The organism is Acidomonas methanolica (assembly GCF_004346035.1).
GTDB lineage: Bacteria > Pseudomonadota > Alphaproteobacteria > Acetobacterales > Acetobacteraceae > Acidomonas > Acidomonas methanolica.
Window position 1 is genome coordinate 49,996 of the sequence record NZ_SLZN01000008.1, and the last position, 25,248, is coordinate 75,243.

General features: G+C 69.3%; 20 protein-coding genes and 1 other RNA gene. 1 reads left to right on the top strand and 20 read right to left on the bottom strand.

The window, feature by feature from the left end; all coding sequences use genetic code 11:
* Nucleotides 1–38: 38 nt before the first annotated feature.
* The 16 genes from ftsA to rnpB all read right to left on the bottom strand — a co-directional run bounded on the left by ftsA (nucleotide 39) and on the right by rnpB (nucleotide 18,460).
* Complete coding sequence (gene ftsA, locus EDC31_RS08255) at nucleotides 39–1,436, bottom strand: cell division protein FtsA (protein WP_042059899.1); 1,398 nt, start codon at nucleotides 1,434–1,436, stop codon at nucleotides 39–41.
* Entirely contained in the window at nucleotides 1,433–2,323 is an 891-nt protein-coding gene (locus tag EDC31_RS08260) for a cell division protein FtsQ/DivIB (RefSeq protein ID WP_042059896.1), read from the bottom strand. Before EDC31_RS08260 ends, ftsA begins: the two co-directional genes overlap by 4 nt.
* A complete protein-coding gene (locus tag EDC31_RS08265; RefSeq protein ID WP_042059894.1) occupies nucleotides 2,323–3,252 on the bottom strand; it encodes a D-alanine--D-alanine ligase in 930 nt (309 codons plus the stop codon). Before EDC31_RS08265 ends, EDC31_RS08260 begins: the two co-directional genes overlap by 1 nt.
* Nucleotides 3,249–4,148 carry a UDP-N-acetylmuramate dehydrogenase gene (murB, locus tag EDC31_RS08270; protein WP_042059892.1) on the bottom strand — a complete coding sequence of 300 codons (900 nt, stop codon included), beginning with the start codon at nucleotides 4,146–4,148 and terminating at the stop codon, nucleotides 3,249–3,251. The genes EDC31_RS08265 and murB overlap by 4 nt, the downstream gene beginning before the upstream one ends.
* A complete protein-coding gene (gene murC, locus EDC31_RS08275; protein WP_042059890.1) occupies nucleotides 4,145–5,581 on the bottom strand; it encodes a UDP-N-acetylmuramate--L-alanine ligase in 1,437 nt (478 codons plus the stop codon). The genes murB and murC overlap by 4 nt, the downstream gene beginning before the upstream one ends.
* Nucleotides 5,582–5,609: 28 nt before the next feature.
* Nucleotides 5,610–6,743 (bottom strand): undecaprenyldiphospho-muramoylpentapeptide beta-N-acetylglucosaminyltransferase, encoded by a 1,134-nt coding sequence (gene murG / locus EDC31_RS08280; RefSeq protein WP_042059888.1) that lies wholly within the window; start codon nucleotides 6,741–6,743, stop codon nucleotides 5,610–5,612.
* Nucleotides 6,740–7,957 (bottom strand): FtsW/RodA/SpoVE family cell cycle protein, encoded by a 1,218-nt coding sequence (locus EDC31_RS08285; protein ID WP_081797687.1) that lies wholly within the window; start codon nucleotides 7,955–7,957, stop codon nucleotides 6,740–6,742. Before EDC31_RS08285 ends, murG begins: the two co-directional genes overlap by 4 nt.
* A 6-nt stretch (nucleotides 7,958–7,963) precedes the next feature.
* Nucleotides 7,964–9,382 carry a UDP-N-acetylmuramoyl-L-alanine--D-glutamate ligase gene (gene murD / locus EDC31_RS08290; RefSeq protein ID WP_042059886.1) on the bottom strand — a complete coding sequence of 473 codons (1,419 nt, stop codon included), beginning with the start codon at nucleotides 9,380–9,382 and terminating at the stop codon, nucleotides 7,964–7,966.
* Nucleotides 9,382–10,473 (bottom strand): phospho-N-acetylmuramoyl-pentapeptide-transferase, encoded by a 1,092-nt coding sequence (mraY, locus tag EDC31_RS08295; RefSeq protein WP_132126998.1) that lies wholly within the window; start codon nucleotides 10,471–10,473, stop codon nucleotides 9,382–9,384. The genes murD and mraY overlap by 1 nt, the downstream gene beginning before the upstream one ends.
* Nucleotides 10,473–11,852, bottom strand: coding sequence for a UDP-N-acetylmuramoyl-tripeptide--D-alanyl-D-alanine ligase (locus EDC31_RS08300; RefSeq protein WP_042061041.1), 1,380 nt, complete (start codon nucleotides 11,850–11,852; stop codon nucleotides 10,473–10,475). The genes mraY and EDC31_RS08300 overlap by 1 nt, the downstream gene beginning before the upstream one ends.
* Nucleotides 11,849–13,312 (bottom strand): UDP-N-acetylmuramoyl-L-alanyl-D-glutamate--2,6-diaminopimelate ligase, encoded by a 1,464-nt coding sequence (locus EDC31_RS08305; protein ID WP_042061043.1) that lies wholly within the window; start codon nucleotides 13,310–13,312, stop codon nucleotides 11,849–11,851. Before EDC31_RS08305 ends, EDC31_RS08300 begins: the two co-directional genes overlap by 4 nt.
* A 7-nt stretch (nucleotides 13,313–13,319) precedes the next feature.
* On the bottom strand, nucleotides 13,320–15,293 hold the full coding sequence (locus tag EDC31_RS08310) for a peptidoglycan D,D-transpeptidase FtsI family protein (RefSeq protein WP_042061046.1): 1,974 nt from the start codon (nucleotides 15,291–15,293) through the stop codon (nucleotides 13,320–13,322).
* Between the two features lie 10 nt (nucleotides 15,294–15,303).
* Nucleotides 15,304–16,173, bottom strand: a complete 870-nt coding sequence (gene ftsL / locus EDC31_RS08315; protein ID WP_042061049.1) for a cell division protein FtsL — start codon at nucleotides 16,171–16,173, stop codon at nucleotides 15,304–15,306.
* Nucleotides 16,170–17,189 (bottom strand): 16S rRNA (cytosine(1402)-N(4))-methyltransferase RsmH, encoded by a 1,020-nt coding sequence (rsmH, locus tag EDC31_RS08320; RefSeq protein WP_261753953.1) that lies wholly within the window; start codon nucleotides 17,187–17,189, stop codon nucleotides 16,170–16,172. Before rsmH ends, ftsL begins: the two co-directional genes overlap by 4 nt.
* Nucleotides 17,190–17,218: 29 nt before the next feature.
* Nucleotides 17,219–17,683: a division/cell wall cluster transcriptional repressor MraZ gene (gene mraZ / locus EDC31_RS08325; protein WP_042061052.1), complete on the bottom strand. Its 465-nt coding sequence runs from the start codon at nucleotides 17,681–17,683 to the stop codon at nucleotides 17,219–17,221.
* A 377-nt stretch (nucleotides 17,684–18,060) separates the two neighbouring features.
* Nucleotides 18,061–18,460: RNase P RNA component class A (rnpB, locus tag EDC31_RS08330), an RNA gene on the bottom strand.
* 84 nt (nucleotides 18,461–18,544) lie between these two features.
* Here rnpB and EDC31_RS08335 point away from each other — a divergent pair.
* The gene (locus EDC31_RS08335; protein ID WP_042061055.1) at nucleotides 18,545–19,534 is read left to right on the top strand and encodes an alpha/beta hydrolase; all 990 of its coding nucleotides are present in this window, start codon (nucleotides 18,545–18,547) and stop codon (nucleotides 19,532–19,534) included.
* Here EDC31_RS08335 and EDC31_RS08340 read toward each other — a convergent pair.
* From EDC31_RS08340 to EDC31_RS08355, 4 genes are all read right to left on the bottom strand, one after another.
* Nucleotides 19,521–20,264: a hypothetical protein gene (locus tag EDC31_RS08340; protein ID WP_042061057.1), complete on the bottom strand. Its 744-nt coding sequence runs from the start codon at nucleotides 20,262–20,264 to the stop codon at nucleotides 19,521–19,523. The two genes, EDC31_RS08335 and EDC31_RS08340, sit on opposite strands and share 14 nt — an antisense overlap.
* Before the next feature lie 58 nt (nucleotides 20,265–20,322).
* Nucleotides 20,323–21,681 (bottom strand): NCS2 family permease, encoded by a 1,359-nt coding sequence (locus EDC31_RS08345; RefSeq protein WP_042061059.1) that lies wholly within the window; start codon nucleotides 21,679–21,681, stop codon nucleotides 20,323–20,325.
* A 74-nt stretch (nucleotides 21,682–21,755) separates the two neighbouring features.
* Nucleotides 21,756–23,006, bottom strand: a complete 1,251-nt coding sequence (locus tag EDC31_RS08350) for an alkaline phosphatase family protein (protein ID WP_132126999.1) — start codon at nucleotides 23,004–23,006, stop codon at nucleotides 21,756–21,758.
* An 86-nt stretch (nucleotides 23,007–23,092) separates the two neighbouring features.
* Nucleotides 23,093–25,234, bottom strand: a complete 2,142-nt coding sequence (locus EDC31_RS08355) for an AsmA family protein (RefSeq protein WP_081797806.1) — start codon at nucleotides 25,232–25,234, stop codon at nucleotides 23,093–23,095.
* Nucleotides 25,235–25,248: the final 14 nt, after the last annotated feature.

Below are 25,248 nucleotides of genomic sequence, written 5' to 3' on the forward strand. Positions count from 1 at the left end.
GATGATCTTGCACGTTTTGTCTTAACGGGAAGTGTATATCACACATGATTGCGAATGAAGTGAATCACGTGTTTTAAAAATCCGCCGGAGCGTGTTTCGGGCATGTCGACACTCCGGAAGGCCCGGTCGGCGCCCGCCGCCCAGGCCAGCAGCCCCGCCGCCGTGGAGAAGCCCGCCGCCGCCGAAGACACTTCAGGCAGGCCGGAGACATGCATCGGGCGACCGAAACGGACCGGCCGGTCAAGTATCCGCGTCGCCAGCGGGCCGATGCCGTCGAGCAGCGACGCGCCGCCCGTCAGAACCACGCGGCTCCGCCCGGCGCGCCCCAGACCGGCGCCGTCGAGCCGGTCGCGCACCAGTTCGAGCGTTTCCTCCACGCGCGGGCGGATGGCGGAGACGAGGCGCGCGCGCGAGACTCGCGTCATCGCGTCCCCGTGCTCGCCGATCATCTGCAACGGCAATAATTCGAGCTCTTCCACGGGCGCGACTTCCGTCGAGCCGTAGACCGTCTTGAGCCGCTCGGCATTCTCGCGCGAGGTCGAGAGCAGGCGCGCGAGATCGTTGGTGACATGCAGGCCGCCGACCGGGAGATGGGCCGTGTGCAGCAGCAGCCCCTCGCCGAAGACGGCGATGGACGTCGTGCCTCCCCCCATCTCCACGACGGTGGCGCCGAGTTCCCGCTCGTCCTCCTCCAGCACGGCGAGGCCCGAGGCGAGGGGGGAGGAGACCAGGCCCGCCAGCTTGAGTTCGGCGCGGGCGAGGACGGAATCCAGCGTCCGCAGCGCGGTGGTCGCGGCGTCCACCACATGCAGGTGGCCGGAGAGATGCTCGCAGAGATGGCCGCGCGGATCGACGATGCCGGATGTCTGATCGACGGAGAAGCCGACCGGCAGCGTATGGATGACCGAGCGGCCTTCCGTATGGGCGCGCGCCTGGCCCTCGGCGATCGTGCGGGCGACGTCCTGCGCCGTCACCTCGCGGCCGCCGATGGGCATCCGCACGTTGAAGAGGCGGCTTTCCGGCTGGCCGCAGGAGAGGTTCACCGTCACCTCGTCCAGGCGCTTGTCGGCGGCTTCCTCCGCCTGGCCGACGGTGGCGCGGATGGCCTGCTCCGCCTCCCGCAGATCGACGACGGCGCCGTTGCGGATGCCGCGCGACCGGCGCCAGCCATAGCCGAGCACCCTCAGGGAGCCGTCGGCCTCGCCGCGCCCGATCAGGCAGGTCATCTTGGTCGAGCCGATATCCAGCACCCCGAAGATGCCGGGGCGCCAGAGCCGGGGCGCGGCGGGCGCGTCCGGCGGCGGCAGGCTGAGAATGTCGCGGTCCGGCCGTTCGCGCAGCGCGGGCTCGCCTCCGACCGGGATCAGCCCCCGTCCGCGCGGACCGCGCCGCTTGCGCTTGGGAGGCTGCGGCTCTGTGACGACGAGGTCGTTCATGGGCTCTGTCCTCCGCTGTCCTGTGGGTTGCCCTCCGGCCTGGCCGGAACGGGAGCCGCCGCCGGAGCCGGCGCCTGATGGATGATCATACGATCGGGCAGGCGCATGTCGATAGAAATGACGGGACGTTCGAGGAGACGGTCCGACGCCTCATAGCGCGCCAGCCGGGCCAGGGCGGCGGGCTCGTGGCCCTCGGGAAGCAGGACGGTCGTGCCGTCGCGCAGGGTCAGGTTCCAGCGCCGGTCGCCGACCCGCACCGCGGCGACGACGAAGGACTTGACCACGGGCTGGGCGTCCATCGCGTCGATCAACTCTGCCGCCGCGACGTTCGCGCCATCACCGACCACGAGCGGCAGCTTCGTGAAGGCTTCGGCGTCCTTGCCGGTCATGCCCTGATCGGGGACGCGCTCGCCCGCGCGGTTGATGAGCTGGAACGTGCCGTGACTCTGCCAGACCGCGACCGGGCTGCGTTCCACGAGATGAATGAGGACGGTGTCGGGGAGATGGCGCTCCACCGTGGCGTGATCGACGAAGGGCAGCGCGTCGATGCGGCGGCGCGCGGCCTCGACGGAAAATCCGAACATCGGCGCGCCGGGCCGCGTGCCGAGCGCCTGAAGGAGGCTCGCCTCGGTCGTCAGGTGACGGCCCGTGATCTCGATATGCACGATCTTCAGCGGCATCATCTGGATCAGCCGGGCGCGCAGCGGCGCGAAATGCTGCTCCGATTCCGAATCGTGCAGCATGGCGGCCGCGCCCATGGCGGCTCCGGCGAGCAGGGTGAGGAGAAGCAATGGCCGCAGCAGCCGCTTCTGACGCCGCCAGAACATGCGCGCGCGCGACGGGCGATCGTTGCCGTAGCCGTTCCTGCTCTGCGGGCGTGCAGCCATCAGCGGTCGAGCGCCTCCCGCACCATCCAGTCGCACAGCGCCGGATAGCTCATGCCGGTGAAGGCCGCCTGCTCCGGCAGGAGCGAGGTCGGCGTCATGCCGGGCTGGGTGTTGACTTCGAGAATGACGAGGCGGCCCGGTTCGGCGTCGTCGCCTGTGTCGTCGTAGCGGAAATCGGTGCGGGTGGCGGAGCGGCAGCCCAGCGCGCGATGGGCGGCCTCGGCGAGGCGGAGCGCCTGTTCGAACGCCGCCGGATGCAGCGCGGCGGGAAGGTGATGAACCGAGCCGCCCGGCGCGTATTTCGCGTCGAAATCGTAGAAGCCCGTCGCGGCGGGGCGGATCTCGGTGACGGTCAGCGCCCTGCCGCCCAGCACGCCCACGGTCAGTTCCTTGCCCGGAATGAATTCCTCGGCCAGCGCCACCTTGCCGAAACGCCATGTCCGGGCGATCTCGGCGCGCCGGTTGTCGCCTTCGCGCAGGATCTCGACGCCGACGGACGATCCCTCGGCGACGGGCTTGATGACATAGGGCAGCGGCAGCGGGTCGGCCGCTTCCAGCGTGGGGAGGTCCAGCGTCATGCCGCGCGCCACGGGCAGCCCGGCGGCGGCGAGGAGAGCGCGGCTCGCGGCCTTGTCCATGGCGGTCGCGGAGGCGCGGATGCCGCTATGCGTGTAGGGCAGCCCCATCCATTCGAGCACGCCCTGGATCGCACCGTCCTCGCCGAACGGGCCGTGCAGGGCGTTGAACACGACCTCCGGCGCGGCGTCGCGCAGGGCGGCGATGGTGAGGGCGATGTCCGGCCCCGCGTCGATCGGGGTCACGCGGTATCCCGCCTCGCGCAGTGCGGCGGCGATGGCCTGGCCGCTGCTGAGGCTGACGGGGCGCTCGCTGGAGATGCCGCCCATCAGGACGGCGACGTGACGGGTCATGCCGGGTTTCCCAGTCTCTTGATTTCCCAGCGCAATGCGACACCGGACCGGGCCTTGACGCGCGCGCGGACGGTTTCGCCGAGGTCTTCGAGTTGCGCGCTGGTGGCGGCGCCCAGATTGAGCAGGAAGTTGCAGTGTTTCTCGCTCACCTGCGCGTCGCCGATCCGCAGGCCGCGACATCCCGCCGCGTCGATCAGTTCCCATGCCTTGTGGCCGTCCGGATTGGCGAAGGTCGAGCCGCCGGTGCGCGAGCGGGTGGGCTGCGAGGCGTCGCGGGCGGCGCGGATGTCGGCGATATGGGTGCGGATGACGTCCGGGTCGCCCTTTCGCGCGCGGAAGCGGGCGCGGAGGACGATCGCGCCATCGGGCAGGGCCGAATGACGGTAGGAGAAGCCGAGTGCGGCATTGTCCAGACGCCGGATCGAGCCGTCCGGCAGCATGATCTCCGCCCAGTCCAGCACGGCGGCGGTGTCCGAGCCATAGGCGCCGGCGTTCATGACGACCGCGCCGCCGACCGAACCGGGAATCCCCGCGAGGAAGGAGAGACCGTCCAGCCCGGCGGCGGCGGCATGCTCCGCCAGCGTCATGTCGAGCGCCGCCGCCCCGGCGACGATGCCGTCCGCCTCGACGTCAATGCCGGAGAAGCCGCGCGCCAGCCGGATGACGAGCCCTGCGATCCCGCCGTCGCGGATGATCACGTTCGAGCATGCGCCCAGCAGGGTGACGGGCGTGCCGCGCGGCAGGGCGCGCAGGGCGGCGGCGAGGTCGTCCGCGTCTTCGGGCGTGAAGAGCGCCTCGGCGGGGCCGCCGCTGCGGAACCAGGCGCGCGGCGCGAGCGGCGCGTTATGGGTCAGGCGGCCGCGCGTGCCCGGCAGGGAAAGGGGGGTCACGCTCACGCGGCGGCGTCCTTGCTCTCCGGCTTGCCGTTCAGCGCGGCGAGCTGGCCGGGCAGGGCCTGCGCCCAGTTGGTGATGGTGCCCGCGCCGAGACAGACGACATAATCGCCCGGCTTGGCCATGGCGTTGACCATCTCCGCGAGGTGGTCAGGCGCGGAGAGCGGCACGACCGAACGGTGCCCGCGCGCGCGGAGCCCCTCCACCAGCGCGTCGCGGCTCACGCCTTCGATCGGCCCCTCGCCGGCCGCGTACACATCGGCGACGACCACCGTGTCCGCGTCGTTCATGCAGGTGCAGAACTCGTTGAACAGCCCTTGCAGGCGTGAATAGCGATGCGGCTGCACCACGGCGATGACCTGACGCGCCCCGGCCTGACGGGCGGCGCGCAGGACGGCGGCGATCTCGACCGGGTGATGGCCGTAATCGTCGATCACCGTGATGCCGCCATATTCGCCGGTGCGGGTGAAGCGGCGCTTCACGCCCCGGAAGCTGGCCAGGGCCGAGCGGATGGTCGCGTCGTCGATATCCATCTCATGCGCGACGGCGATGGCCGCGAGCGCGTTCTGGAGGTTGTGATTGCCGAGCATCGGCAGGCGGAACGGCCCGGCGCGGCGCGTGCGGTTCCGCGTGCGGTCGGTCATCACGACCTCGAAGGTCGCGCCGAGCCGGTCGGTGATGACTTTCTCCGCGCGGATATCGGCCTGCGGACTGAAGCCGTAGGTGATGACGCGGCGGTCCGAGAGGCGGGGGATCATCTGCTGCACCGCCGGATGGTCGATGCAGAGCACGGCGAAACCGTAGAAGGGGATGTTGGAGACGAACTGGTCATAGGCCGCCTGCATGGCCTCTTCCGTCCCCCAATGGTCCAGATGTTCCGGGTCCATGTTGGTGACGACGGCGATCACGGCGGGGAGGCGCAGGAAGGAGCCGTCGCTCTCGTCGGCCTCGACGACCATCCATTCGCCGGAGCCCATGCGCGTGTTGGTGCCGTACGCCTCGATGATGCCGCCGTTGATGACGGTCGGGTCCAGCTTCGCGTGTTCGAGCAGGCAGGCGACGAGGCTGGTCGTCGTCGTCTTGCCGTGCGTGCCGCCGACGGCGACGGACCATTTCAGCCGCATCAGCTCGGCCAGCATCTCCGCGCGGCGCACGACGGGGATGAGGCGCGCTCGGGCGGCGGTCACTTCCGGATTGTCGGGCCTGACGGCGGTGGAGGTGACCACGACCTGCGCGGCGCCGAGATTTTCCGCAGCGTGGCCGATATGCACGGTGAGTCCCAGCTTGCGCAGGCGCTGGACGTTGGCGTTCTCGCTGATATCCGATCCCTGCACCTTGTAGCCGAGCAGGTGCAGCACCTCGGCGATGCCGGACATGCCGATGCCGCCGATGCCGACGAAATGGATGGTGCCGATGGAGAGGGGAAGTGCGCGCATGGGAGTTCGGACTTTCGCGGAGGGCGGGTCAGAGGGTGGGGGATGAGGGCGAGGCATAGGCCGCGCAGGTCGATTCGACCAGATCGGCCAGCAGGGCGGCGCTGCCCGGCCGCGCGAGGGCGCGCGCGGCGGCGGCGGCGCGTGGGAGGGCGGCGGGATCGGCGAGCAGGGCTTCGAGGCGCTGCGTCAGCGCGGCGGCGGTGAAATCGGGCTGGCGGATCATCCAGCCCGCGCCCGCCCGCACCAGTTCCTCCGCATTCGCGCCCTGTTCGTCGGAGGCGGCGACCGGCAGCGGCACCATGATGGCGGGACGGCCCGCCATCGTGAGTTCGGCGACGGACGAGCCGCCGGCGCGGCCGATCACGAGATGCGCGGCGGCGAGCAGGTCCGGCACGTTGTCGAAGAACGGCGCGGTGGTGGCGAGGATCCCGGCGTTCCGATAGAGGGCGGCGACGCGCGGCGCGTCCTCCTGCCGGACCTGCTGCGTGACGCGCAGCCGCGCGCGATCGCCGGGCGGCAGGGCGGTCAGCGCCTCGGGCACCACGTCGGAAAACACACGCGCGCCGAGGGAGCCGCCCCAGACGAGCAGGTTCAGCGTCTCGCCGGGCGGGTCATAGGCCGTGTCGATCAGCGCCGCGATGCCGGGGCGCACGGGCATGCCCGTCAGCACCGCCGTCTTGCCGGGCGGGAAGCGGGCGACGACGGGATAGGAGGTGGCGACGGCGTCGGCGAAGCGGGCGAGCAGCGCGTTGGCCTGACCGAGCACGGCGTTGCCCTCATGGATGATCAGAGCCGGGCGCCTCCCGCCCATGAGCCGCGCGGCGAGAAGCGGCGGGACGGACGGGTAGCCGCCGAATCCGACCACCGCGTCCGGCGCGATCGTCTTCAGCAGGGCGAGGGCGGCGAACGTCCCGCCGGCCAGCGCCTTCAACCCGCGGAGCTTCGCTGCGAGACCCTTGCCCGCGACGCCCGCGCCGTCGAGCACATATTGCGGCCTGTCGGCGAAGAAGCCGGTCGCGCGCGCGCCGTGGCGGCGGTCCGTCATCAGGATCAGCGTGTGCCCGCGTGTGCCGAGTTCCGTCGCCAGCGCCTCGGCGGGGAAGAAATGCCCGCCCGTTCCGCCTGCCGCGATCGCGATCTTCAGGGGAGACGAACAGCTCATGCGAGGTCCTGCCGCGCGCGCCAGTGCTGGTCGTTCCAGCGCTGGCCGTCGAGGAACTCCTCTTCCTCGAACCGTTGCGAGATGCTGCTGGCGGTGACGCGATGGCGGGTGAGCGCCAGCACCATGCCCAGGGTCAGGGCGACGGAGATCGCCGATGAGCCGCCATAGGAGATCAGCGGTAGGGTCATGCCCTTGGTGGGGATGAGATGCAGCGTCGAGCCCATGTTGATGAAGGCCTGCAAGCCGAAGCCGGCGACCAGACCCGTGCAGGCGGTGATGATGAACGGGTCGTCCTCGCGCATCAGCTTGAGCAGCGTGCGCAACACGATGACGAGAAAGACCGCGATGATGCCGAGACAGATCAGCAGGCCGTATTCCTCCCCCGCCACGGCAAAGACGAAATCGGCATGGGCGTCGGGCAGAAGATCCTTCACCCGGCCCTCGCCCGGTCCCCGTCCCAGCAACCCGCCATTGCCGAAGGCCCGCAGGGCGGTGTCGATCTGGTAGTGATCGCCGATATTCGGGTGCAGGAAGCGTTCCACGCGCGAGCGCACATGGGGGAAGGCGACGAACGCCGCGCCGAACGCGCCGACCATCGCGCCCACGCCGAGCCCGACGAAGAGGAGCGGTAGCCCGTCCACGAAAAGCTGGGTCATGAACACCATGGTGACGACCGAGAGCATGCCGATATCCGGCTGGGATTTCAGCAGCAGCAGGATGACGGCGAAGCAGCCCAGCGCGATCGGGAGGCCGGGGAAGGGGACGCGGCCGAAGAGCCTGTGCCTGCGCCGCTCGGCCAGCAGCCAGGCCGTGACGACGGCGAAGCAGGGCTTGAGGAATTCCGAAGGCTGGACCGACATGAGCGGCAGCGCGATCCAGCGTCGCGCGCCCTTGATCTCCACGCCGTGGACCAGCGTCAGCGCCGTGGCGGCGAGCGCGATCACGCCGCCGATCAGGCCCAGCCGCTTGACGCCTTTGGTCGAGAGGGTGGAGACGGCCAGCACGGTCATCCCGGAGAAGGCGAGGAAGACCACCTGCTTGAGGATGAACATCTCGCGCGACGCGCCGATTCGCACCGCCACGGCGGGGCTCGCGGCGAGCATGAGGATGTAGCCGAACGCGATGAGGATGCCGACGCAGGAAAGGGTCACACGATCGATATTCCGCCACCAGCGGGCCAGGCGCGACGCATCGACGCGGGAAATGGCTGGCATGGGGCGTCAGTCCTCTCGTGGCAACGGCTCGGTTGAAGTGTTTGATTCTATAAGATTGCCAAAAAGATGAATAAACTGTGAACCGCGCGCCTCAAAGCTCGAAAATTGATCGAAGCTCGCACAGGCGGGTGAAAGCAGCACGACGGGCGCGTTTTCCGCCCGCGCGGCGGCGTGAGCGGCGGGCACGGCGCGATCCAGCGTGACGGCGATCTCGAATGGAACGCCATGGCGGGCGAGCGTGTCCGCCAGGACCGGCGCGTCGCGGCCGATGAGAAAGGCTCGGGCGATGCGCGGAAAGAGTGGGGCGAGGCTCTCGATCCCGCCGGATTTCGCGGTGCCCCCGGCGATCCAGATCACGCGGTCATAGCAGCCCAGCGCTTTCTCCGCCGCCTCGGCGTTGGTGGCCTTGCTGTCATTGACGAAGGTGACGCCCTGGAACGTGCCGACACGCTCCTGACGGTGCGGCAGGCCGGGATAGGAACGCAGCCCGGCGGCGATGGCCTCGGCGGAAAGGCCGAGATGCGCCGCCATCGCCCAGGCGGCGAGCGCGTTCTGGGCGTTGTGCGCGCCGGGAAGCGCCGGGGCCTCGGCCATGGCGAAGAGCGCCCGGCCGTCCGATTTCAGCGTCGTTCCGTCAAAGGTGAGCGTGGCGGGCGCGCCGGCGAGGGAGAGGCGCGTGACGGGCACGCCGCGCGCGGTCACGCTCTCGGCGATGGCGGCGCACCATGGATCGTCCACGCCGATCACCGCGCGGTCCCGGGCGTCCATATGGTCGAAAACATGCGCCTTCGCGGCGGCGTAGCCCGCCATGTCGCCGTGGCGGTCGAGATGGTCCGGCGTCAGGTTGAGCAGGCAGGATGTGGCGGCGTGATAGCGGTCGAGGCGCTCCAGCATGTAGGAGGACATCTCGATGACGTACGCGCCGTCATCGGGCAGGAGAGGCAGGGCGAGCGCGGCCGTGCCGAGATTGCCGCCCGCGGCGACGGGCCAGCCGGCCTGTTCGACGATATGGGCGAGCAGCGCGGTGGTGGTGGATTTGCCGTTCGTCCCGGTGACGGAGGCGAAGCGGGCCCGCGAACCGGCGGCGCGGACGCAGCGGAACAGGATCTCGGCGTCGGAGAGGATCGGCACGGCCGCCTCGCGCGCCAGGACGGCGGCGGGATGCGGGGCGGGCAGCGTGTGCGGGATGCCGGGGGACAGGATCAGCGCGTCCATCCCCTTCAGCGTCGTGAAGGGAGCCAGCGTCAGCCGGTCCTGCGCCGGGGGAGAGACGGGGTGGGCCGGGTTCCGGTCGTCCCAAGCCTGCACGCTCGCCCCCATGGCGAGCAGCGCGTCCACCGCCGCGCCCCCGTTGCGTCCCAGCCCCAGCACGGCGAAGCGCCGTCCGGCGAGGAGAGCGGCGGGGAAGGGGCGGGGCGTGCTCATCAGCGCAGCTTCAGCGTCGCGAGGCCGCAGAGCCCCAGGATGATCGACACGATCCAGAAGCGCACGACGATCTTCGGTTCCTTCCAGCCTTTCTTCTCGAAATGATGGTGCAGCGGCGCCATGAGGAACACCCGGCGCCCGGTCCGCTTGAACCAGAAGACCTGGATGATGACGGAGAGCGTCTCGACCACGAACAGCCCGCCGACGATGCAGAGCACGAGTTCATGCTTGGTGGCGACGGCGACGGAGCCGAGCGCGCCGCCCAGCGCGAGCGAGCCGGTATCGCCCATGAAGACCTCGGCGGGCGGGGCGTTGAACCAGAGGAAGCCGAGCCCCGCCCCGATCAGCGCGGCGCAGAAGACCGAGAGTTCGCCCGTGCCGGGGACATGATGGAGCTGGAGATAGTCGGCGAAGACGTGATTGCCGACGAGATAGGAGATCAGCGCGAAGACCAGCGCGGCGATGATGACGGGGACAATCGCCAGACCGTCCAGCCCGTCGGTGAAATTCACCGCGTTGCCGAAGCCGGCGATCGTCACCATGGCGAAGAGCGGGAACGCGAACCCCAGGGGGAGCAGCAGATCCTTCACGAAGGGAAAGGCCACCGTGTTCCTCAGGTCGGCGGGCATCAGGCTCTCCAGCCAGTAGCCGCCGACGAGCGAGGCAGCGAATTCGATGGCCAGGCGGACGCGGCCGGAAACGCCCTTGGTGTTGCGCCGCGAGAGCTTGAGATAATCGTCTGCGAAGCCTACCGCGCCGAAGACGGCGGTGATCGTCATCACGGCCCAGACGAAGCCGTTCGTCAGGTCGGCCCAGAGCAGGGTCGAGGTGAAGAGCGCGATCAGCGTCAGCAGGCCGCCCATGGTCGGCGTGCCGGCCTTTTCCAGAATATGCCGCTCCGGCCCGAGGGCGCGGATCGGCTGGCCTTCGCGCTGGATGCGCTTGAGCTGCGCGATGAAGGGTTTGCCGAGGACCATGCTGACGAACAGGGCCGTGACGCAGGCGCAACCGGAGCGAAAGGTGATGTAGTGGAAGAGATTGAAGATGCCGCCATGCGATGTGGCGTGGGCCGCGATGAGATCATAGAACATCAGTGCGCGCCCTCGCGCGTCTCCGGTTCCGGCGTCTTGAGCGCCGCCACGATGTCACGCATCCGGCTGCCGTTGCTGCCTTTGATCAGCACGAGATCCCCATTCGTCAGGAAAGGTTTGAGAAGAGGCGCGAGTGATGCCGCATCGGGCGCCCAAGCGCCACGTTTTTCCGGCGGCAAAGCCGTGAAAAGTGCGTTCATCGCCGGACCGCAGCAGAAAACGAGATCGGCCGCGCGCGCCGCGTCGGGCGCGAGCCCCGCATGTTCGGCTTCCGCGAAGGGGCCGAGTTCGAGCATGTCGCCCAGCACGGCGATGCGGCGCGTGGCGGGCAGGAGGGCCAGCGTGTCGAAGGCCGCGCGCATGGAAAGGGAGGACGCGTTGTAGCTCTCATCCATCAGCGCCGCGCCGCAGGGGAGCGGCTCGGTCAGGCCGCGCCCGGCGCCGGGACGATAGCCGCGCAGGGAAGCGATCGCCGGGGCGAGATCGAGACCGAGGGACAGGATGACGGCCAGAACGGCGGCGGCGTTGCGCGCGAGGTGGCGTCCCGGCGCTTCGAGCGTCACCTCATGGCCCCCGAGGGTGAAGCGGCTGCCTTCGGCGGTGCAGGTGAGGTCGATCAGGCGGAAATCGGCGCTCCTGCCCGCCCCGACGCGCCTGAGACTGGCGCCGGACCGCGCCGCCGCCGCCTCGAAGCAGTCCTGCCCCGGCGCGTCATCCGGCACGAAGGCGACGCCGCCGGGCGGAAGCGCGGCGATGAGGGCCGATTTTTCCAGCGCGATCGCATGGATGCTGCCCATATGGCCGAGATGGCTCGTGCCGATACTGGAGATGACCGCGTGATGCGGCGCGGCCAGTGCTGCCAGCGGGGCGATCTCGCCCGGATGGTTCATGCCGATCTCCGCGATGCAGAACGCGGCGTCGCGCGGCAGGCGGGCGAGGGTGAGCGGCACGCCCCAATGGTTGTTATAGGACGCGACGGAGGCATGGGCCGGGCCGTAGGCGGCGAGGGCCAGCTTCAGCATGTCCTTGGTGGTCGTCTTGCCGACGCTGCCGGTGACGCCGATCGCTGTGCCGCCGAAGCGCGCGCGCCCGGCCCGGCCGAGATCCTGCAAGCCGCGCATCGTGTCGGCCACATGGAGCAGGCGGGGATCGTCGCCGTCGCGATGTGCCATGGCGATGGCGGCCCCGCGCGCGAAGGCGGTGTCGAGATGGACGTGGCCGTCGCTGTTGTCGCCCGCCAGCGCGATGAAGAGATCGCCCGGCTGAATCGTGCGCGTGTCGATGGAGACGCCCCTGACGCCGGTTTCGGCGGCCAGCGTGCCGCCGGTGGCGGCGCGGAGTTCGGCGCTGGACCAGAGGGGCGCGGCGTCACTTCTCACGGCGCGACTCCCGCCAGTTCGCGGAGGACGCCGCGATCGTCGAAGGGATGGACGACGCCCTGGATGATCTGGCCCTGCTCATGGCCTTTGCCCGCGACGACGAGCACGTCGCCGGGGCGCAGCATGTCCAGCGCGGCGGCGATGGCCGCCCGGCGGTCGCCGATTTCCAGCGCGTCCGGAAAGCCCGCCCTGACCTCGGCGCGGATGGCGGCGGGGTCTTCGCCGCGCGGATTGTCGTCGGTGACGATGGCGATATCCGCGAATTTTCCTGCCGCCGCGGCCATGAGTGGGCGCTTCCCGCGATCGCGGTCGCCGCCCGCGCCGAACACCGCGATCAGCCGTCCCGCCGCATGCGGGCGGAGACTGACCAGCACGCGCTCCAGCGCGTCCGGCGTGTGGGCGTAGTCGACATAGGCGGCGGCGCCGTCGGCGCGGAGGACGGCGCGCTCGCAGCGTCCGCGCACGCCCGTCAGCCTGGGCAAGAGATCGAGTACGGCGCGCGCCTCGTCATCGTCCTCCCAGGCCAGCGCGGCGGCGAGCAGCGCGTTGTCCGCCTGGAAACGGCCCGGCAGCGCCAGGGTGATGTCGGGGAGGCGTGTGCCGAACAGATCGAGCGTCAGCACCTGTCCTTCCGGCAGGGGGCGGGCCGTGACGAGGCGCAGCGTTTCGCCCGCCAGCCCGACCGTCCGCAGCCGGTGGCGGCGGGCGGCGGCGATGGAGGTGACGGCGGCGACGGTCTCCGGGTCCATGTCCGCGTTCAGCGCGGCGATGCGGCCCTCGGGGAGGAGATCGCGGAACAGGCGGAGCTTGGCGTCGCGATAGGCGTCCAGCGTGCCGTGATAATCGAGGTGATCGCGGGTGAGGTTGGAGAAGCCCGCGCTCGCGATCGCCACCCCGTCCAGCCGGTGCTGGTCGAGCCCGTGCGACGAGGCTTCCAGCGCGACCGACTCCACCCCGGCGCGTTCGAGGGCGGCCAGCGTCTCGGCCAGCGCGACCGGATCGGGCGTCGTCAGGGCGGGCGGCGGCGGGACCGGACGGTCGGAAATCAGCCCGAGCGTGCCGAGGCTTGCGGAGAGATCGCCGCGCGCGTGGCGGAGCTGGCGGATGAACTCCGCCGTGCTGCTCTTGCCGTTCGTGCCGGTGACGGCGGCGATGCGCGCCGGCTGCGGCCCGGCGAGGGAGGCCGCCATCAAAGCGAGGGCGCGGCGCGGTTCGGGGGTCGCGACATGGACGAGACCGGGCGGGACGGGGACGCCCGGCGGCGTCAGCAGCGCGACCGCGCCCTTCGCCGCCGCATCCGCGATGAAACGGGCGCCGTCGGCTTTCGCGCCGGGGAGCGCGGCGAAGAGCGAACCCGGCGTGACGGCGCGGCTGTCGGCGGTCAGCGTCGCAATCTCGGGATCGCCCGTGCCGTCCGGGAGGGAAAGCGCGGCGGCGGCGAGAAGATCGGAAAGCCGCATGATCCGATCAGCCGCGCTTGACGCTGTGACGGACGAGATGCGCGGTTCTGGCCTCCGCGGCTTTCCGCTGTGCCGCCGCGCGGGGATCGCCGGGATCGTTGCCGGGACCGAGGGCGCGATATCCCGCGGGCACGCGGGGTTCCAGCGGTATGGCCAGTTCGGCGCCGATGCGCGCCGCGTCCTTCGTGTCCGGGAACATGCCGAGGATGGGGGCGATGCGGGAGATGATCTTGCCCACGGTGGGGGCGGCGTTCCACGCGGCGGTGGTGAAGCCGTACGTTCTGGGTGTCGCGTGGGGCGCGTCGAGCATCACATAGACCGCGTAGCGCGGCGCGTTCATCGGGAAGATCGAGGTGAAGGCGGAGACGTTGACATGCTTGAGATAGCCGCCATGCGGGCCGATCTTCTCCGCCGTGCCGGTCTTGCCGCCGACGTAATAGCCCGGCACCTCGGCGGTCTTGCCGGTGCCCTGAGTAACGTCGAGGCGCAGCATCTTCCGCAGGAGGGTGGAGTTTTCCTGGGACAGGACGCGCCTGCCGTTCGGGATCTCGGCCGGGTCGGCGCTCTCCGCGGCGGGAGCGTAGACGACGGGGCGGATGGGCGCGCCGCTGGGGCTGGTCAGCGCCGGCGCGCCGGCGGAGGCCGGGGTGTCGGCCTCGGGCGTCTTCGCGAGCAGGGTCGGCGTGACGAGGATGCCGCCATTGACCGCCGCCGCCGTGGCGCGGACGATCGAGAGCGGCGGCTCGGCCACGCCATGGCCGAAGCCGACGGTCATCACCGCCGAGACGCCCCAGTTCGCGCGGGACGGGATGATCGGGCGCGCCGCTTCAGGCAGCTCGATCGGCACGCGGTCGAAGAACCCCATGGTCTTCAGCCATTCCTGCTGGCGCGTCGCGCCGACATCCAGCGCGATATGGGCGGCGGCGGGGTTGGACGATTTGGCCAGCACGTCGGGGAGGGCGAGATAGGGGGCGAAATGGTCCGTCTTCATGTCGGAGATGGTGAATCGTCCGATATGGATCGGCGTGGTCGAGAACCGGTCCCAGATATGGATGACGCCGTATTGCAGCCCCATCGCGGCGGTCTGGAGCTTGAAGGTCGAGCCGGGCTCGTACACGCCGGTCACGGCGCGGTTGAAGCGCGCGTTCGGGTCGGCATGGGCGAAGTCATTCGCGTCGAAATCCGGCAGGCTGACCATGGCGAGGACTTCGCCCGTCCGCACGTCCATGACGATGGCCGCCGCGCCGATGGGCTGGAACTCGGCCACGGCGTCCTGCAACACGTCACGCGCGACGGCCTGGACGCGCACGTCGAGCGACAGGCGCAGAGGGGTTCTGTCCGTGTTCAGGCGCTGGTCGAAATGGCGCTCGACGCCCGCGATGCCGTGATCGTCGATGTCCACGCTGCCGAGAATCTGCGCGGCCGTGCGGCCCAGCGGGTAATGACGGCGTTCGCCTGGCTCGAAATAGATGCCGGGAATGCCGAGATTGTTGATGGCGATCTCCTGCGCCGGGGCGATGTCGCGGGCCAGGTAGACGAACTGCTTCTTCAGCGAGAGGCGGCGGACGGTCTCGGCTTCATCGAGTTGCGGCAGGACGGCGCGGAGCTTTTTCGCCGCGTCCGCAGGGTCGATCATCTCCATGGGATTGGCGTAGACCTGCGCCACCGGAAGGGAAAGCGCGAGAGTCTGGCCGTTGCGGTCCACGATGGTCGCGCGATGCACGTTGGGAAGAGCGAAATCCCCGGCGATCTGGCCTTTCGGGTCGCTTTTCGGAATGTCCGGAACCTGCGGGGCGATCTGGCGCTGCTCGGGCGCCATCGGCATGAGGACGGTCGCGAAGGCCAGCTTGAGCGAGACGGCGCCGAACAGGGCCAGGAAGCCCCCTCCCACTGCCAGAAGCCGGACATGCATCTGCTCCAGCGACGCCTGGAGGCGTCGGGAGCTGGGTTTGCCGGGGAAGGAGGGGCCGCGCAGCCGCATGGCGATGCGATCAGTTCAGGGGCATGGGTGGCGGCAGCGCGCTTCCGGAACCGCCGAGCGCCGAGCCGATGTCGTTGATCGTATGATGCGAGACGCGCGGCTGTGACGCCGGACGCCACGCGGCGACCATCATCGGCGTCGGACGCGGCGGATGATAATGCTCCGCGTAAACCGCCGGGCGAATGACACGATCGGGTTTCGCCGTCGAACGGGCCTCGTCATGCAGACGGGACGGCATCGGCGCGCGGTGGGCGAAACGGGACTCGTCGACGGCGCGGGGTTCGAGCCGCGCGAGTTCGACCGGCGCGGCCGTCGCCCTGGACGGCTGAATGCGGGACGTGGCGCCGCGCGTCGATGCGGGCGCTTGGGAAACGGGCGATGGGGCGTCGCCATGCGCCGCGACGCGCGGGGGCGGCGGCGCGGCGGAGGCGATGACGGCGACCGCCGCGGCAGCCGGACGCCGCGTCGGCGTCTGGGGCGAAATCTGAGACAGGGTCTGGGGCGGGCTCTGCCGGGGCGCGGGCGTCGCGGCGGCGGGTGCGATCTGTCCGTCCATCGCCGCGCGCGGATCGACCGTGACGAGATGCGAGCCGGGCGCGGGCAGCATGTCCATGGCGCTGGCCAGGCGGACATATTGCTGCGGCGCCATGGGCCGGAGATGCGGCAGGAAGCGCGTGGCCAGCGAGGCCAGCCGGTCGGGCTGGTTCAGCAGCGCCCATTGCGTCCGCAGCATGGCCGTCTGCTGACGAACACGCTCCGTCGACTGGACGATCTGCGTGATGTTCTGGTCCAGCACGGTCGTCTCATGCTTCTTCGTATAGAGAAACAGTCCGGAACCGCCGGCGAGGAGGGCGCAGAGAACGGTGAAGGGCCTGATCATGGCATTTGTCCGGTCGGAGCGGTGGGGACGGGAAGGCGGATGAGGGTCCGCAGGCGGGCGCTGCGGGCGCGGGGATTGGCGCGCACCTCCTCGGTGGAGGCGGTGACGGGACGGGAATGGCCCAGCGCGAAAGCGGGGCCGGCCGAGGGCGACAGCGCCATCGGCTCGTGACGGGACGGGCGGCTGTTGCGTCCGGCGAGCGTCGCCATGGCCTGCTTGACCAGACGGTCCTCCAGCGAATGAAAGGTCACGATCACCAGCTTTCCGCCCGGGGCGAGCAGGGCGGGGGCCTGTTCCAGAGCGGATTGCAACGCGCCGAGCTCGTCATTCACCGCGATGCGCAGCGCCTGGAAGCTGCGCGTCGCAGGGTCGATGCCCGAGCGGTCCGGGCGCACGACCTTGCGGATGAGCGCGGCGAGCTGCTCGGTCGTCTCGAAGCGTGCTTCGGCGCGGGCGGCGACGATGGCGCGGGCGATGCGGCGGGACATCCGCTCCTCGCCGTAATGATAGAGGATATCGGCGAGGGCGTGCTCGTCCTCTTGATTGACGATATCGGCGGCGCTGCGCCCGTCGCGGGACATGCGCATGTCCAGCGGCCCGTTGTGACGGAAGGAGAAGCCGCGCTCCGCCTCGTCGATCTGATAGGAGGAGACGCCGATATCGAGCACGATCCCGTCGAAGGGCGCGGCGTCGCCGAGCAGGTCGGCCATCGCGCCGAAATTCCCCGCGATCAGGTGCAGGCGTGTCGCGTCCGGCGTGTTGAACCGGGCGGCCATCGCCGCGCCGCGCGCCAGCGCGTCGGGGTCGCGGTCGATGGCCCAGACGCCGCAGGCCGCGTGAGCGAGGATCGCCGCCGTGTAGCCGCCGCCGCCGAACGTGCCGTCCACATAGCGCCCGCCGTCGCGCGGGGCGAGCGCGGCGAGAACCTCCGGCAGCATGACGGGAACATGGCCCGGCCGCTCCTGCGTCGGATGCGGGTGGTCGGTGCCGGAGGCCGGGGCGAAGGTGGGAAACATATCCGTGCCATGGCGGGAGAATACGGCGCTCATGCGGCGTCTCCCCCGTTCTTGCGGCCCATCAGCGCGCGGGAACGGTTGCGCGCGTCCTCGCGGCGGCGGGCGGCGGCGGCGGGTTCCCAGATCTGGAAGGTGCGGCCCGTGCCCATGAAGGCGACCTCGTCCGTCAGCGCCGCGTGCTGGCGCAGGGACTCGGGAAGGATGATGCGGCCTTCCTTGTCCGGGTCGAGCGGATAGGCGTCGGCGTAGAGGCTGGTGGCGAGATCGTCATGGTCCTCGGAGAAGATGTCGATCGCATCCAGCGGCGCGCCCAGGGAGGCGAAGGCGGCGTTGGGCCAGGCCTCGATGCAGGGGTGGAGCGGCGAGGGGCGCAGGATCACCAGCGGCGTGCCCTCATCGGCCTGGGCGCGCAGGAGCGTCCGGAAGGGCGCGGGAATGGACACGCGGCCCTTGGCGTCGAAACGGTTCTGGTGCGTGCCGAGAAACGCGCTCACGCCGGACGGGTCCTCCCTGGTGTTCAGCCTGTCCCGCCATAACCGGACAGAGCGGTGAATCGTGCTGCGGGAAAACTGTCAGGCCATCTCCGGAATGCGGGCTGCGGTGGGCAGGGTGGCGTGGGATGACATGGTTTTCATACGCGGTATGCATGGGATAACATGGGATTTCATGGGCGGTCAAACAATTCGCGCGTGTCGAACCGCCAAAAATCGAAGTTTTTCGTCCCTTTAGAGGCGATTGTTCAGCGGAGATGGAAATTCACGCGCGCATTAGCAAAGTGTTTACGATTTGCTGCTATGTTTTTGTTTTGTTCTCTGCCCGTCTGCGGGGTCGAGACCGGATCAATACTGTCCTGACGAGAACAAAGGGGGAAATTGCCAGACGGTCTGTAAGCCGGGTTCTGTCCGTCATTGCTGACGGGGCGGCCATTCCTCTGGGACGCGCCTTGCGGCGCGCCTCACGCGACCAACCCGAACGACGAGGCGGGAGAGCCCTCCGGCGGCATCCGGAGACGCCGCCAGCCGTTCCTATTCGGTCTTGCTCCCGATGGGGTTTGCCCTGCCCTCCCTGTTGCCAGGCAGGCGGTGCGCTCTTACCGCACCGTTTCACCCTTACCCGCGACGGTGAGGTCAGGCGGGCGGTTTGTTTTCTGTGGCACTTTCCCTGGGGTCGCCCCCGCCGGTCGTTAACCGGCATCGTTCTCCCGTGGAGCCCGGACTTTCCTCCATCGCGCCGATTCGCATCGACGCGACAGCGGCCGCCCGACCGTCTGGCGGGCGGAAACTGGCCCAAACGCCGGGCAGGGTCAAGGCGCGGCTCCGCTTGCGGGGCGAAGGGTTCGCCGCCATCATGAGCGGATGTCGTCCCGTCCGTCGTTGTTCTACCGCGCGCTTCTCGCCTTTCTCCGGTTCGTTGGAATGTGGCGCGCCGCGCGGCGGGAGAAGGTCCGCGCATCCGGTTTCGTCCCGTCCGACGCCCAGACTCTCGCGGCCCTGCGCGCGGCGACGGGGCGGCCGAGTTTTCCCGTGGCGCTTTCGTCCCTTCAGATCAGGGACTGGTCGGATGTGCTCGTCCCCGGCGGCGACGGAGTGTGCCGGGCTCGGCTCTATCGTCCGCGCGGGCGGGTGGACGGTGTGGTGCTCTTCCTGCATGGCGGCGGGTTCGTGCATTGCGATCTCGTCTCGCATCACGGGATCTGCTGCCGTCTGGCGCGGCAGTCCCATGCGATGATCGTTTCGCTCGATTACCGTCTCGCGCCCGAGCATCCTTTCCCCGCGGCGGTGGAGGACGTGCGGGCGGCATTGCGATGGGTTGCCGGGATGGCGCGGCTTTACGATCTGCCAGTCGCCGTGGCGGGGGACAGCGCGGGTGGCAATCTGGCGGCGGTGGCGGCGCAGATCGCGCGGGACGAGGGCGGTCCGGTGATTGCCGGGCAGCTTCTCTATTACCCCGCCCTGACCGGAGCGCTGGAGCCGGACAGCCGGTTGCGCTACGGCGACGGCTACATGCTCACCACGGCGGTGATGGAATGGTATGTGCGGGCCTATCTCGCCGCTGAATCGCTCCTGACCCATCGGCGTTTCGCGCCCGCCCTGGCCGAACGTTTCGACGGTCTTCCGCCCGCCATGGTGATCACGGCGGAATTCGATCCCCTGCGCGGGGAGGGCGAAATCTATCGCGATCGTCTGGCCGCCGCCGGCGTGCCGGTCATTTATCGGATGGTGCCGGGGGCGATTCACGGCTTCCTCAATTTCTATGCGATGACGGCGGATGGAAGAAAAGCGTTGCGCGAGGGGGCGCGGTTCCTGTCCCGCTGCTTCGCGGAGGCGCGCGTCAAAAGGGGCTGATCCGGCGGGCGGCGGGATCGCCGAGGAAGGTGCTGGCGCCGGTATGGCTCAGCTTCAGGCCACGATGCAGCCAGACCTCGCCGCCGATCCGTGTCCAGCGTCGGCAGAAGGCGAAATCCTCGCTCAGATAGGTGCCCGTGTCCGGGTCGATGGCGCAATCGAACAACGCGTAGGCGTCGCCGCCCATGCGTTCCCGGTCTCCGGGCGCATCGATGCGGCGGTAGCGCGTCTCCGGGCAGGCGGCGCGCAGGGCCGCGACGGTTTCCCGCGCGATGAGCATGAACCCCGTGCCGACATAGGAGACCCGGGACAGCGGGGCGTCCGGCCGGTCGTAGAGCGCGCGGCATTCGCCGACATAGCGCAGGCCGGCGGTGGCGGGCGCTTCGCCCGCGGCGACGAGGCGCGTGGTCGCCGCGTCCCAGTACTGCGATTTCAGCGGGTAGGCGCCGCCGATCACGGATTTCCCGGACGCGGCGAGGGCGGCGATGTCGTGGGCGGTGAAGCCGATATCGCTGTCCACGAACAGGATGTGAGAGGCGTCCGTGCGGGTGAAGAACTGGTGCAGAAGCGTGTTGCGGGCGCGGGTGACGAGGGCGTCATCGCCGATCATGCCGAGGGTGAGGGTCAGCCCCAGCGCGCCCGCCTCGCCGAGGCAGCCGATGACGGACTGCATGTAGCTTTGCGTGACCATTCCGCCATAGCACGGAGTGGCGATGAAGATGTGCGGCATGAATCCTCCGGGTTGCGGAGGGACTGTATCGCGGGAGAGGTTTCCGCCGGGTTAACGCCTAGCCGGAGGCGCCGAGTCCCATCTTCGTGACCAGGATGAGATAGAAGAGGAAGACGGTGTCGAGCCCCAGCAGCATGGGCGTCAGCCGGGCGAACTGCCGCGTGGCGGCCAGCAGGACCGAATAGAAGAGCACGCCGAAGCAGAGCGCATACATGAAATTGCCGGTCAGCACGGTGGTCAGCAGCATCGCCAGCGGAGTGAGAATCGCCTCCGTGGAGCGGTCCGTGACATGGCTCAGATGGGAGAGCATCCCGAGGCCCACGAGGATGAGGATCGGGGCCGTCGCCACGGCGGGGATGATGGTGATGACCGGCCAGAACACCGAGGAGGCGAGGAAGAGCAGCGCCACGGTCACGGCGGTGAGCCCGGTCTTTCCGCCCGCCTCCGCGCCCACGAGGCTTTCGACATAGGCCGAGACGGTGCAGGTGCCCAGCGCGCTGCCAATCACGCTCGCCGCGCCGTCGGCGGCGAAGGCGCGGCGGCCCAGCAGCGTTTCTCCGTTCGGATGGCGCAGTCCGGCCCGGTTGGCGACGCTGAACATGGTGCCCGTGGCGTCGAAGAAATCGCTGAGGAAGAAATAGAGCGTGATGGGCAGCAGCAGGCCGAGATGGGAAAGGAAATCGCCGAAATCGAAGGGCAGGAGCAGGTGCGTCGGGTAATGCGGCCAGTCGGCGAGGCGGGACGGCCATGGGGTGACGGGATGTCCCCGGCTGGAGACGAAGAGGCCGGTCAGGGTGACGGCGGCGATGGTCAGCAGCAGCCCGCCGGGGAGGCGCAGGACCGTGGCGACGGCGGCCATCAGCACGCCGCCCAGGCAGAGCAGCACGGCGGGATCGGCCAGATCGCCGAAATGGAAGCCGTCCGCGCCGGGCACGGCCAGCCCGCCCGTCACCATGCCGATCCGCGTGATGAAGATGCCGATCGACACCTGGATGCCCATCACGATCGGCTCGGGGAAGCTGCGGACCATCTTTTGCCGCAGGCTGGTGACGGAGAGGAGGGTGAAGGCGAGCCCGCTGATCAGGATGATGGTGAAGGCGGTGGCGGGTTTCACATGCATCTGCTTCACCACGATCTGCGCGAAGATCGCGTTGCTGCTCATGGCGGGGGCGAGGGCGATCGGCATGTTGGCCAGCAGCGCCATCAGCATCGTGCCGCAGAAGGCGGCGGCGATGGTCGTCATGATCATGTCGTGCCGGTCGAGTCCTGCCAGGCTCATGATCGCCGGGTTCACGGCCATGATATAGGCCATCGCCCCGAAGGTCGTGACCCCGGCGAGGAGTTCACGCGCGGGGGTGGTGCCGCGCGCGGAGAGGGCGAAGCGGCGGTCGAGCCAGGAGGCGAAGGCGTGGGGCAAGGGCGGCGTCCGGTCGGGTCGTGGGGCCGGCCATGATGTTCGTTGCGCTCCCGGCACGCAAGCCGGTCGGGTACTCAGAAATTCGCGTAGACCCCACGCAGATAGGGCGCGAAGGGCGTCACCGTGCCGTCATCGGGAAGCGGCATCAGCCCAAGCAGCTCCATGGTCAGCGGGTAGATGTCCACATTGTCGAATTCCGGAATCGTCTTGTCCGAGGCGAAGGCCGGTCCATGGCCGATGAAGAGCGCGGCCATGGCGGGATCGGCGTTGTCATAGCCGTGCGTGCCGCCGGAGGGCGGATGCGCGCCCGGCGCCGTCAGCATCCAGCCCGTCTGGGCGAGGCAGAGGAAGGCGGGCACGCGCGGGTTCTGCCCATAGGCGAAACGCGCCGGAATGCGGGATTTGGGCCAGCATTGCACATGGGCGTGCGGCCGGGCGAGGGCTGTGGCGAGGGCGTGTTCGTGTCCGGGACGGGGGTCGAGCCCGGCATAGGCGCCGGAGGTGACGATCTCCATGTCGTCGGCGGGGGCGAGATCGGTCAGCGGGATGACCCGTTTCGGGCTGATCGCGGTCATCCCGTGATCCGACACGATGATGAGATCCGGCGTGACGCCTTCGTCGCCCAGCCCGGCGACGAGCGCGCCGATGGCGTCGTCCACCTTGCGCGCGGCGCGGCGGACGGCCGCCGAATCGGGGCCGTATTTGTGGCCCGCATGGTCCACCCCGTCGAAATACAGCGTCGTGAAGGCGGGGCGGGCGTTGCCGGGGCGGCGGAACCAGGCGAGCACCTGATCGACGCGCTCCTGCGGCGTCACCTGCGGATCGAAAGCTCTCCAGTCATGCGGGCGCAAGCCGTGGAAAGGCACTTCGGAGCCCGGCCAGAACATCGTCGCGGTGCGCAGCCCGTGCGCTTCCGCCGTGATCCAGACCGGCTCGCTGCCCGCCCACCAGCGCGGGTCGTTCAATCCCGTCCGCTTGCCCACGCTGAAGGTTTCGCCGGGGATGGCCGGATCGCGCATCGTATTGCTGACGATGCCGTGATGGTCCGGCGTCAGGCCGGTGACGAGGGTCGTGTGATTGGGAAAGGTGACGGACGGAAAGGCGGGCCGCATCGCGCCGGACACGCCGGTTTCCGCGAGGTGGTCGAGCGTGGGCGTGTCGCCGCGATGGAGATAATCGGGGCGGAAGCCGTCGATCGAGATCAGGATCACCGGAGGCGGCCCGTTGCTGAGCGGCGTCACGCTGGAAGGCGCGGCGTCGTCTTGGCAGGCGGCGAGCGGAATCGTCACCAGAATCGTGGCGAGAAGGGCGAGGCGGCGCATCATGGCGGGAGACTGACAGGCGAGAGGGGGGCGATCAATCCGCCAGCCATTCCCTGTCGCGTTTTTTACTCTTCAGCCGGTCGCCGCGCTCATGGATGGCCGTGGAGCTTGCGCTCCCAGGCGGCATGCACGTCGCCGGATGACAGATGCGTCCGCTTCGGGGGAGCATGATGGGCACCATGATGCGCAGACGGGGCGGCTTTCACGACCGGCCGGCCCTTTCCCGTGGTGGAGCCGGGGGCGATGCCGGCGGCGGGACGCGTGTCGGCCTCCTGCAGGGCGGCCTCGCAGACGCCGCCCTTGCCGACGCCGAATTGAATCGTCGGGATCAGCGCGGCGGGCGGAAAGAGCACGCCCAGTCCGACGGCGGCCGCCGTGCGGCCAATCACCTCCGCCCCCGGCATGATCGAGGGGGCGTCGATCGGCCCGGTGACATGAATCGCCCCGGGAATGGAGAGAATGTTCATGTGCACCGACCGGGTGGTGATGCTGTAATCCATCCGGTTCGTGCGGAAATTCACCGTGCCTTCGCCCGTGCTGCGCGTGGCGTCGGTCAGCAGCAGCAGCGTGTCGGTGTGCAATACGCCCTGACGCAGGGGCATGTTGGCGATGAAACACAGAAGTTTCGAACGGTCCGGCACGCCCATGGCCGAGAGGAGGGCGCTACCGAGTTTCAGCCCGGCCAGATCGGGCAGCAGGGCGGAGACGTCGCCGCCGTGATCGACCACCAGGGTGACGCCGCCATTTCCGTTCGCGACGAGGCTGGCGACGGAATTGCCGGTAGCGTTCAGGGTGACGTGGCCGCCCAGCGTGCCCTTGCCCTTGAAAGTGCCGGTCGCGCGCATCAGCCGGGCGATGTCGAGGCGGGACACATCGACGCGCAGCTTCGTGGTGAACTGGTCGTGCGGGGCCGGATCGAGGGTCGCGGCCATGCCGAGCGTGCCGCTGCCGACCGCGAAAGCCAGCTTGCGCATGTCGATGCTGCCGTCCTTCACGACGATATCGGCATCGATATCGTCCAGCGGCGCCTTGCGGTTCTCGATATGGTCGCCATGATAGACGAGATGGGCGTTGATGGCGTTCAGCTTCGGAACGTCGATCGGCTGGTCCGGCAGGACGTGCCCGGCGGGCGAGGTCGGCGGCGGGGCTTTCTCGCCGCGCGGCGACGCGCCGATGAAGCCGCCCAGATCGGTGAGATCGACGCGATGGGAATGCAGCCGGGCGTCGAGCGTCGGCGGATGATCGTGCGGGTCCACGGCGATGTCGCCGCCGATATCCGATGTGCCCATGCGGCCCTCGAAATCGTCGAAGCGGATATGGTCGGCCGTATAGTTCAGCTTCCCGGCGACGGAATAGGCCGGCGTATGCGGGATGGGCACGCCGGTCAGCGGGTAGAGCAGGGCCATGTCCGGCCCGGTGAGATGCAGGGTCAGCTTCGTGCCCGCGAAATGGAGGGGATCGTCCACCGTGCCCTTGAGGGAGATGTGGGTCCGGCCATTTTCGATATAGGCGTCGATCGGATAGGGATGGGTGCGGTTCGCGAGCGAAAGCAGCGCGCCGCCGACGAGATGGCCCGTGATTGGCTGGCCGGCGTAGCGGCCTTTCGCGTCCACGACGATCCTGCCGTCATCCTCGCTTTGCGGCCCGTTCCGTGGCGGCAGCATATGGACGAGGAGACGCATGTCGGCGTGGAATTTCGCCAGCGCGACGCGGATGTCGCCATCGGTGATCGTCAGCGAGTCGATGCGCGGCACGGGCGTCGCGTCGCTGCTTTTGCCGGATGAGGCGGAAGCGTCGCCGAAAATGTAGTTGGCTGTGCCGTCAGCCCGCGCGACGATGTCTCCCCGCGGAGCGTCGATCACGATGCGCGGTATTTCGAGCCCGTGGCCGGTGACGTAACGCCAGAGTTTTACCGCGACCGTGATGTGTTTCGCGGAGGCGAAATCCTCTTTCTCGTCCGCGAAATTCTCAGGCTGTTTGATGTCGAGCTCGTCGAGGGTGACGACGGTGTTCAGGCCGAGCGACACGTGCAGATGAGCGATGGTCACGGGGCGATGGAGCGCCGCGCTGGCCTTGCGGTTGATGAGGGGGACGAACCAGTCCCAGCGCCAGAGCAGGATCAGCAGCAGGAGCGCGAGGACGATCGCGCCGACGGCCCCGCCCGCCACGCGCAGGGCGGGATGACGGCGGCGGTCTGCGGCATGCGGGGGCGGAGTCACGCGGCTCTCCATTCGTCATTCCTCGC

Coding starts and splice junctions, on each gene's coding strand:
- ftsA (WP_042059899.1), bottom strand. CDS start 1,436: ATGAACGACCTCGTCGTCACAGAGCCGCAGCCTCCCAAGCGCAAGCGG.
- EDC31_RS08260 (WP_042059896.1), bottom strand. CDS start 2,323: ATGGCTGCACGCCCGCAGAGCAGGAACGGCTACGGCAACGATCGCCCG.
- EDC31_RS08265 (WP_042059894.1), bottom strand. CDS start 3,252: ATGACCCGTCACGTCGCCGTCCTGATGGGCGGCATCTCCAGCGAGCGC.
- murC (WP_042059890.1), bottom strand. CDS start 5,581: ATGCGCGCACTTCCCCTCTCCATCGGCACCATCCATTTCGTCGGCATC.
- murG (WP_042059888.1), bottom strand. CDS start 6,743: ATGAGCTGTTCGTCTCCCCTGAAGATCGCGATCGCGGCAGGCGGAACG.
- EDC31_RS08285 (WP_081797687.1), bottom strand. CDS start 7,957: ATGCCAGCCATTTCCCGCGTCGATGCGTCGCGCCTGGCCCGCTGGTGG.
- murD (WP_042059886.1), bottom strand. CDS start 9,382: ATGAGCACGCCCCGCCCCTTCCCCGCCGCTCTCCTCGCCGGACGGCGC.
- mraY (WP_132126998.1), bottom strand. CDS start 10,473: ATGTTCTATGATCTCATCGCGGCCCACGCCACATCGCATGGCGGCATC.
- EDC31_RS08305 (WP_042061043.1), bottom strand. CDS start 13,312: ATGCGGCTTTCCGATCTTCTCGCCGCCGCCGCGCTTTCCCTCCCGGAC.
- EDC31_RS08310 (WP_042061046.1), bottom strand. CDS start 15,293: ATGCGGCTGCGCGGCCCCTCCTTCCCCGGCAAACCCAGCTCCCGACGC.
- ftsL (WP_042061049.1), bottom strand. CDS start 16,173: ATGATCAGGCCCTTCACCGTTCTCTGCGCCCTCCTCGCCGGCGGTTCC.
- rsmH (WP_261753953.1), bottom strand. CDS start 17,189: ATGTTTCCCACCTTCGCCCCGGCCTCCGGCACCGACCACCCGCATCCG.
- EDC31_RS08335 (WP_042061055.1), top strand. CDS start 18,545: ATGTCGTCCCGTCCGTCGTTGTTCTACCGCGCGCTTCTCGCCTTTCTC.
- EDC31_RS08340 (WP_042061057.1), bottom strand. CDS start 20,264: ATGCCGCACATCTTCATCGCCACTCCGTGCTATGGCGGAATGGTCACG.
- EDC31_RS08350 (WP_132126999.1), bottom strand. CDS start 23,006: ATGATGCGCCGCCTCGCCCTTCTCGCCACGATTCTGGTGACGATTCCG.
- EDC31_RS08355 (WP_081797806.1), bottom strand. CDS start 25,234: ATGGAGAGCCGCGTGACTCCGCCCCCGCATGCCGCAGACCGCCGCCGT.